Origin of the sequence: Megasphaera massiliensis, assembly GCF_036305205.1 — a bacterium.
In the GTDB taxonomy this organism is placed as follows: domain Bacteria; phylum Bacillota; class Negativicutes; order Veillonellales; family Megasphaeraceae; genus Megasphaera; species Megasphaera massiliensis.
The window spans coordinates 58,302-66,861 of the sequence record NZ_JAXIXE010000035.1 but is presented as its reverse complement, the minus strand read 5'-3'; the positions used below and the strand labels follow the sequence as shown (position 1 = coordinate 66,861).

The following is an 8,560-nucleotide window of genomic DNA, read 5'->3' as shown; positions in this document are numbered from 1 at the left end:
TTTCGTAACGAGTGTCTTAGAAATCCGATGATTTACATCGGACATCCAACGGTTCTCTCGTCCGGAAAGGGCTTTGAGTCTGCGCTTTGCAGATTTTGTGCCTTTGGATTGGAGCTGCTGTCTGATTTTGAGGAACTTATGTCGTTTGGCTGCAATCTTTCGCCCAGAAACGAACTCCGTTTGGCCTTGCTCATCGTAACTGACCGTCAGGAATCGCAAGCCACGGTCAATCCCGACAACATGGCGGACATTCTCCTTCTGAAAATCTTCAACCACTTTGGTGACGGGAATATGCAGATACCACAGGCCTTTGAGTTCAATTAATTTTGCTGTGCCAAGATTCCATGAGCCGTCCAGATATTCCGAAAATGGCTTGCTTTCAAAGGTGCACCGGGTTCGTTTGCCAAGGGTGTTGATAGACAGGCTTTGTCCGTTATCCACGAAGCTGTAATCACGATTGCGAACCAAATCCGCTTGCGGGCGCTTGAAGAAGATGGGCGTCCAAAGCCATTCGAGCGTTTTCGTTATGTATTTCCAGCTGCCATCTTGGTCCTTGTATTTGTATGGCTTTTGGAAGAGCTGCTGCTTGACCGTCTTATAGCGAGCTATAGCCGTCTTGATGGACGATTGTGCAAGCTGCGACTTTAAGCCAAACAACACACGAAGGTCGCTGTATAGTTCTTTGTTGAGGCTTTGATAAGCCAAGTTGAATTGATTGTCGAAGATGTATTGAGACACAAAATTACAAGCCTGACGATAATGCTCTGTCATTTGGCAAAACAGAATCCCTTGTTCCGGAGAAACATGGAGGCGAAGTTTTATAGTTTGGGTTAGGTCGGACACTTTTTCTCACCTGCCTTTCTAAAAATATATTGCTTTCATCAAGGCCACCATATCATATATTTTACTAAAACTCCAGTATTTTAAGAAAGTGAGGTGAAGCGGGCATTCCTCCCCGACCTAAGAGGTCGGAGTATCCTGCCTGCATTTAAATGAAACCACAGGAGGTGAGCACATGGATTTTACACCTCGCATGCAAGCGATTCTGCGACGCTTATTAAAAGAGGAAGACTACCTCTCCGAACAGGCCCTGGCCGATGATCTCGGCATCAGCAAGCGAACGGTCCAACGCGAACTGGAAGGGACCGAAAAGGCATTGTCCTCGTATAAGCTGAAACTGGTCCGCCAAAAACGGGCCGGCATCCGTTTAGACGGGTCGCCCCTTGATAAGAAAAATCTGGCCGAAGCCCTTTCTGATGCGTCCGCCATGGACTTCAGCGATAAAGATACGCGGCGCCGTTACCTGCTCTTTGAGCTTTTACGCGACCGAATGCCGAAAAAACTGCTCTATTACAGCACCCTGCTCGGTGTCAGTGAAGCGACAGCGGCTTCAGATTTAGAGTCCTTATCCCCTTGGCTTGAAAAAAATAATTTAAAGGTCCTGAAAAAACAGGGTTACGGTGTCCTGCTCACAGGCAGCGAAAAAGATTACCGCGAAGCCATGCACCGCTTCATCAGCGAAACGACGAGTGCCGACGCCTTCAAGGACCTGCAAAACGCCGACGAATCCTTATCGAAAGCCTTGGCCCATGTCACCGATAAGGGCGTCTACCAGCTGCTGAACACCCATACGATTCAGCGCGTCTATGACGTCCTCGTGAAATTAGACGAAAAAAAGATCGACCAATTTACGGACACGGCTAAAATCGGACTGATCATTCACATCGCCATCGCCGTCGAACGCATTGCCAAGGGCCAGCCTGACGATACGGACGAAGAGGTTGTTCCCATTCTTGAGGACAGCGAAGACGCCGCCCTGGCACGACGAATCGTCGCCGCCATGAAAGCGGAATTTCAGATTACGATGCCGCCCATTGAAGCCTCGTATCTCCTGCTTCACATCAAAGGCGCGAAAATACGGTATCAAGACAATGATCTTTGGGATCTTCCCAGCAGCGTCGATGAATCGGAACTCTTACGCGTCATCGACGCTATGATTGAAGCCTTCGATACCCGTTTAGCTTACGACCTTCGCTGTGACGACGAGTTTCTTCAAGGCCTCTTCGTCCACTTACAGCCTACCATCATCCGCCTTCAGCACCATTTAAATATCATCAATCCCTTACTCGACGCTATCAAGGAGGAATATGCCGACGTCTTTCAAAAAGCAAAGCGGGCAGCTAACGTCTTATCCCTGTCTCTCGATACCCCCGTATCGGATGATGAAGTCGGCTATCTGACCATTCACTTCGGTGCCGCCTTAGAACGAATCAAGGGAAACAAAGCCTTTACGCGCAGTGTCTCCATCGGCATCGTCTGTGCCAGCGGCTTCGGCATTGCCCGACTGATGATGACCCGTCTTCAAAATAAACTGCCTAAAAACGTACAGCTTCAGACGTACGGCAGTGATTCCGTAACGGAAGAAGTTCTAAAACAGACGGACTTCTTCGTTTCCAGCCTGCCCATATCCCTTCCCGGCGCCGACGTACTCTTCGTCTCCCCCCTCATTTCGCCGTCGGAACTTCATCGTATTACCGGCAAAATCGAAGAGTATGCCCATGTCCCCAAAAAACGAGTTTTCATCGATAAACCGGAAGAAGACGATTTCGTAGCGGTCCTGGATAAGACGCAGCTTCTGTCGAAAGGAATCGCCGATATCCTGCGAGCTTATCGCCAATATACACTGCCGGCAGCCGTTACCTTTGCCGAAGCCGTCCACACACTGGCATCGGAGGCAGTAGAAGATGAAGAACAGTCGGCCCAACTGTTTGATGCCATCATCAAACGCGAACGGCTGAACAGCCAGATTTTCCCGGAACAGGACTTCGCCCTGCTCCACTGCCGAACGACGGCGGTAAATCAGGCCTTATTCTATACGGCCGTTCCTGACAAAGACACCTTTACTAACCCGTATTTTCACGGCATCTCGACGATTCTGTTTTTAGTCATGCCCCAGGACGAACAGAGCCGTCTTCACACCGACGTCCTGGGCTCCATCAGCAGTGCCATGGTCAGTGATTCCGCCTTTTCTCAGGCCGTTTATGGCCATGACGAAGAAAAAATCCGTTGCCATCTGCAGCGGATTTTAAAAGGCTATTTTGCTCAGGCCCTAGGATTATAAATAAATATATTGCCTCAGTTTTTTTATATAAGAGCGGCCCACCGGAATCGGTTCCTTTTCCTGCCCTTGAAGAATCAATACGTATTGATGATTGAACCATGGTTCGATTTGCCGAACCTCATCGATATTGACGATATAATTGCGGTGACAGCGAAAAAATACCGATGCCGGCAACCGCTGCTCAAACTGAATCAGGCTGAAATGAGTAGGATAGGTTTTCCCTTCCAGGGTCACTAAAAAAGTCCGGCGCTTTTCGGCATAAATCAAGCGAATATCCTCACAGGCAATGAGCTTTATCTTCTCTCCCTCATCGACGGAAAACCGCCGCGTCGGAAGAGAAATCGGCCCGTCATCAGCCGACGTATCCGCCAAAGAATCTTCTCTCGGAGAAGGTTCTTTTTTTATGTGCAGGGCCCTGAACTTTCGGACGGCCTGAGCAACTTCCCCTTCGGTTACGGGCTTGACTAAATAGTCCAGGGCCGTCAGCCGCAGCGTATGGGACACAAAGTCGCGCTGGCCGGTGACGAAGACGATATCCGGCCGGTCTCCTTCCATGCCCTGAATGGCCTTGGCAATGGCAAGACCGCCGATGCGGGGCATTTCAATCGTCAAGAAGACGAGATCCGGTTTATATTCATGAAGGCAGGCTGCCGCTTGTTCCCCTTCATAGCAAATAGCGACGACGGTTATGTCCGGATCCACTGCTAACAGGCATTTTTTTAATTGTGCCGCCATGAGCGGCTCGTGATCAATAATTACGACCGAAAGAGCCATCCTCTCATCTCCTCCCTTTCGTTTTTCTTAATTATACCACCAATTGAAAGGGGCGGCAGCTGCGGCTTACGCCAGGCCAGCACTGATTCCTTCATAGTTGTCACATTGAATGTGGACAAAGTTAAATTACTTTTAATTGATTTCAGTATGTACGGAAGGTATACTGTAACCATCAAGAGAGCAGCACAGCGCAGTCCGGAGTGCCGAGTTCTGCTCCGTCAATGGAATTATGGTTACAAATTGGAGGCTTACTATGAAAGCAAAAATACAATCCTTCGGCCGCTTCCTCAGCAGTATGGTCATGCCGAACATCGGCGCCTTCATCGCCTGGGGTCTCATAACGGCACTCTTCATTCCCAGTGGCTGGCTGCCAAATGAACAGTTAGCTAAAATGGTCGGACCGTTCCTGACCTATGCACTGCCCTTACTCATCGCCTTCCAAGGCGGCAAGATCGTCGGCGGCCTTCGCGGTGCCGTCATGGGCGCCATCGCAACAGTCGGCGTCATCACCGGTACGACGTACACCATGTTCTTAGGTGCCATGGTCATGGGCCCGCTGGCAGGCCTTGTCATCAAAAAGTTTGACGCCGCTGTCGACGGCCACATTAAACCGGGTTTTGAAATGCTGGTCAATAACTTCTCCGTCGGTATCTTAGGCATGATCATGGCCATCATCGGCTTCGAACTGATTGGACCGGTCATGGGCGTCATCCTCTCCTTCTTAACGGCAGGCGTCCAATTCCTACTGCAGGCCGGCATCTTCCCCCTCATCGGGCTCTTCGTGGAACCGGCAAAAGTCTTGTTCCTCAACAACGCCATTAACCACGGGATCTTCACTCCCCTCGGTGCTGAACAGGTCGCTGAATCGGGCAAATCCATCTTCTACATGATTGAAACCAACCCCGGCCCCGGCGCAGGCGTCCTCTTAGCCTACTGGTTATTTGCCAAAGACAAGATGACCCGCCAGTCAGCTCCCGGTGCCTTGATCATCCACGTATTCGGCGGCATTCACGAAATTTATTTTCCCTATATCCTCATGAACCCGGCCCTGCTCCTGGCCACCATCGGCGGCAGCGTCGCAGCCCTGTTCTACAACATGATCTTTGACCTCGGCCTTTCCGGCCCGCCGGCTCCCGGCAGCCTCATTTCCTACCTGGCCATGGCTCCCAAAGGTTCAACCTTTGCCGTTATCTTAAGCATCGTCATCGCAACGGTCGTGTCCTTCGTCATCGCATCGCCGATCATCAAATTGTCCAATGCCAAATCGGGTGAATCCCTCGAAGAAGCACAGCAGAAGATGCAGGACATGAAAGCCGAATCGAAGAAGGCAGCGACCACAACGTCTGCAGCTCCTGTCGATTTAAAGCATATCACCAACGTTGTCTTCGCCTGCGATGCCGGCATGGGCTCCAGCGCCATGGGTGCCGCTGTCCTGCAAAAAAAATTCAAAAAAGCAGGACTGACCGACATCACCGTCAGCCACGCATCGGTTTCTGAAGTTCCGGCCGACGCCCAACTCGTCGTTTGCCACAAGGATCTCGCCGACCGAGCTAAAGCCAGTGCTCCCAACGCCCGTCTGATTACGATTACCAATTTTATGGCAGCTCCCGAATACGGCATGCTCGTCGATGAATTAGCTGCTGCCCGCAACGAAAAATAAAAGGAGACGTTCTCTATGAATACGATTTTACAGAAGAAAAACATCATCCTGAACTGCCCGCCCCAGCCCAAAGAAGATATCATCAAGAAAATCGGAAAGATTTTCTCTGAGGACGGCTATACCAGCGAAAAATATACCCAAGCTATGCTCGATAAAGAAGAAGTCTTTAATACAGCCATCGGAAACGCCGTCGCCATTCCTCACGGCATTGAAGCCAGCAAGGGCGAAGTCAAAAAATCCGGATTAGTCGTCATGACCTTCCCAGACGGCACTGATTGGGGCGGTGAAACGGTAAAACTCGTCATCGGCATCGCCGGTGTCGGTGACGAACACCTCGATATTTTAAGCAATATCGCCATCACCTGTTCCGATGAAGACGACGTCGAAGACTTGCTCCACAGCTCTGCCGACGACATCTTCAACACCTTTGCAAACCTCGAAGCATAAACAGCTTCGTCACTCATATAAAAAATTACAGCTACTTACCTATTTAGGAGGATTTTACCATGAAAACAAAAGCAGTCAGAATGTACGGTACCCGCGATTTACGCTTAGAAGAATTTGAACTCCCGGAAATTAAAGACGACGAAATTTTAGCAAAAATCATCACCGACAGCATCTGCATGTCGACATACAAACTCGTTGAACAGGGCAAGAACCACAAACGAGCTCCGCAGAACATCGATACCAACCCGATCATCACGGGCCATGAATTTGCCGGTGTCATCGTAAAAGTCGGCAAAAAATGGCAAGACCAGTTCAAACCGGGCATGCGTTTTGCTCAGCAGCCGGCCTTGAACTACAAAGGCAGCCTGGCTTCCCCCGGTTACTCCTATGAATTCTTCGGCGGCGATGCCACGTACTGCATCTTCCCTCACGAAGTCATGGAATTAGGGGCCCTCATGCCTTACGAAGGGGAAAGCTTCTTCGAAGCCTCCCTTGGCGAACCCATGAGCTGCATCATCGGCGGCTATCACGCCAACTACCACACGAATAAACAGAACTACGACCACGCTATGGGCACCAAAGAAGGCGGCAACATCATCATCCTCGGCGGCTGCGGCCCCATGGGCCTCGGTGCTGTCAGCTACGGCATCAACTACAAAAACAAACCGAAACGCATCGTCGTTACCGATATCAACGAGGCCCGCCTTGCCAGAGCCAAAGAAGTCGTATCCCCCGAATACGCAGCCGAACACGGCGTCGAACTCATCTACGTCAACACGTCCAACATGGACACGGCTTATGACGACCTCATGGCCCTCACCGACGGCCACGGCTATGACGACGTCTTCGTTTACACCCCGATCCGCGCCGTAGCAGAACTCGGCAATCGCCTCTTAGCCTTTGACGGATGCCTCAACTTCTTCTCCGGCCCGACGGACAAAAACTTCAGCGCTGAAATCAACCTCTACGACTGCCACTACACCAGCACCCATATCATGGGCACGACCGGCGGCAACAACGATGACCTCATCGAAGCCAACACCCTGGCAGCTAAGGGCATCATCGACCCGGCCGTCATGGTAACCCACGTCGGCGGCATCGACAGCATCGCTGAAACGACGCTCAACCTCCCCAACATCCCGGGCGGCAAAAAACTGGCCTATACCCAGTTCGACATGCCCATGACAGCCATTGAAGACTTTGCCAAACTCGGTGAAAAAGACCCGTTCTTCTTAGAACTGGACAAATGCTGCAAAGCCCATAAAGGCCTGTGGAACGGCGAAGCTGAAAAAATGATTCTCAAACACTTCAACGTCGAAATCTAATCACGCTTTCCTTCTCAAATTCTCTATACATAGGAAAAAGACGAGTACCTGATGACTTCGGTTATCAGGTACTCGTCTTTTTATGTGAAATTATATCACGTTTTGTCTCACATTGCCTGCGAGTATTCAGCGTATCCCCTCGCTCCCCTCATTCCTCCTTTTGAAAACTGAATCGATGGTTTCCTTCCAGCCTTATTTGCGTATATCCGTTACGACTTGTTTATAGGCTTCAATGAGGATGTTGAAGTCGAGGTTATGGGCGACGCCGTCGTAGCCTTGGGCGATGTACTCCCTGGCCTGTGCCGTCGTGCCGGTAAAGATGTAGCAGAGTTTTTCGGCATCGTGACAGGCTTTTAGGATTCTATCGAGGGCTTCTTTAAAGCCGGGATTTTCAAATTGGCCCGGGATTCCGAGGCAGGTCGAAAGATCGTAAGGACCGATGAAGATGCCGTCCAGGCCCTCGATTTGAACGATATCTTCGATTTGTTCTAAGGCTTCTTTCGTTTCGCACTGAGGTATGACCAAGAGGCGTTCGTTGCTGTTAGCATAGTATTCTTCCAATGTTTCTGTAGCCGCCCAAGGGGCGTTGCCAAAACCGGTCCCCCTGCCTTTAATGAAGCCTCTTTGACCGACAGGAGCGTATTTTGCCAGGGCCACGGCCTTCTTGAAGTCGTCGATGTCACGCAAACAAGGCAGGATGATAGCCTGGGCTCCACAGTCCGCCGCCCGCTGGATATCTCTATGATCGACGTTAGCCAGACGCACGACAGGGACGAGGTGAACCAGTTCGGCAGCCCGGATGAGGCCCATCATCGTTTCTGTATCAAAGGGGCCATGTTCCGTATCGATGATGACAAAATCAAGGCCTGTATAGCCGAGACATTCCACTTCCGACATATTCCCCATACTGACAAAGGTACCAATGGCAGCTTTATCCGCCGCTGCTAAATCACGCAAACGATTCAAAGACACAATAACCGCCTCCTTACTTAATAAAAACTAAATGTATAATGTCTTCCGGCACTTAGAAAGTTTAATTCAAGATTTCATCTCAAAAGACTTTTTCCAACGTATGCTCCCTATGCTTCTATCATAAAGTATACCTGCACGAAATGCCAACTCTCTGAACACAAAAACCGTAGCAGCAACAAAGGCAGCTACGGTCTGAATAGCGCATAAAGGCCGGATACTTCACAGTCTCTGTGCGTTTATCTTCACATCTCAAATTGGTTG

Annotated in this window: 7 protein-coding genes; 4 read left to right on the top strand and 3 right to left on the bottom strand. The window is 50.3% G+C overall.

Annotated features, from left to right (window positions below; translation table 11 throughout):
• The coding region (locus UCI88_RS06905; protein WP_330024151.1) for a transposase at positions 1-771 on the bottom strand (771 nt) is incomplete at its 3' end.
• A 244-nt stretch (positions 772-1,015) separates the two neighbouring features.
• On the opposite strand from UCI88_RS06905, the gene UCI88_RS06900 reads away from it, so the two are divergent.
• Positions 1,016-3,121, top strand: a complete 2,106-nt coding sequence (locus UCI88_RS06900) for a BglG family transcription antiterminator (protein WP_256179783.1) — start codon at positions 1,016-1,018, stop codon at positions 3,119-3,121.
• Here the strand turns inward: UCI88_RS06900 and UCI88_RS06895 are convergent.
• Complete coding sequence (locus UCI88_RS06895) at positions 3,116-3,895, bottom strand: LytR/AlgR family response regulator transcription factor (protein WP_044505114.1); 780 nt, start codon at positions 3,893-3,895, stop codon at positions 3,116-3,118. The genes UCI88_RS06900 and UCI88_RS06895 overlap by 6 nt on opposite strands.
• Positions 3,896-4,148: 253 nt before the next feature.
• Between UCI88_RS06895 and UCI88_RS06890 the strand changes: the two genes are divergently transcribed.
• Genes UCI88_RS06890 through UCI88_RS06880 form a run of 3 tightly spaced genes read left to right on the top strand, consistent with a single transcriptional unit; the run spans position 4,149 to position 7,327 of the window.
• Complete coding sequence (locus tag UCI88_RS06890; RefSeq protein WP_256179784.1) at positions 4,149-5,555, top strand: PTS mannitol transporter subunit IICB; 1,407 nt, start codon at positions 4,149-4,151, stop codon at positions 5,553-5,555.
• 15 nt (positions 5,556-5,570) lie between these two features.
• Entirely contained in the window at positions 5,571-6,002 is a 432-nt protein-coding gene (locus UCI88_RS06885; RefSeq protein ID WP_044505116.1) for a PTS sugar transporter subunit IIA, read from the top strand.
• 59 nt (positions 6,003-6,061) lie between these two features.
• Positions 6,062-7,327 (top strand): zinc-binding dehydrogenase, encoded by a 1,266-nt coding sequence (locus tag UCI88_RS06880; protein WP_256179785.1) that lies wholly within the window; start codon positions 6,062-6,064, stop codon positions 7,325-7,327.
• A 192-nt stretch (positions 7,328-7,519) separates the two neighbouring features.
• Here UCI88_RS06880 and UCI88_RS06875 read toward each other — a convergent pair whose 3' ends face one another.
• Positions 7,520-8,299 (bottom strand): HpcH/HpaI aldolase family protein, encoded by a 780-nt coding sequence (locus UCI88_RS06875; RefSeq protein ID WP_049917363.1) that lies wholly within the window; start codon positions 8,297-8,299, stop codon positions 7,520-7,522.
• Positions 8,300-8,560: the final 261 nt, after the last annotated feature.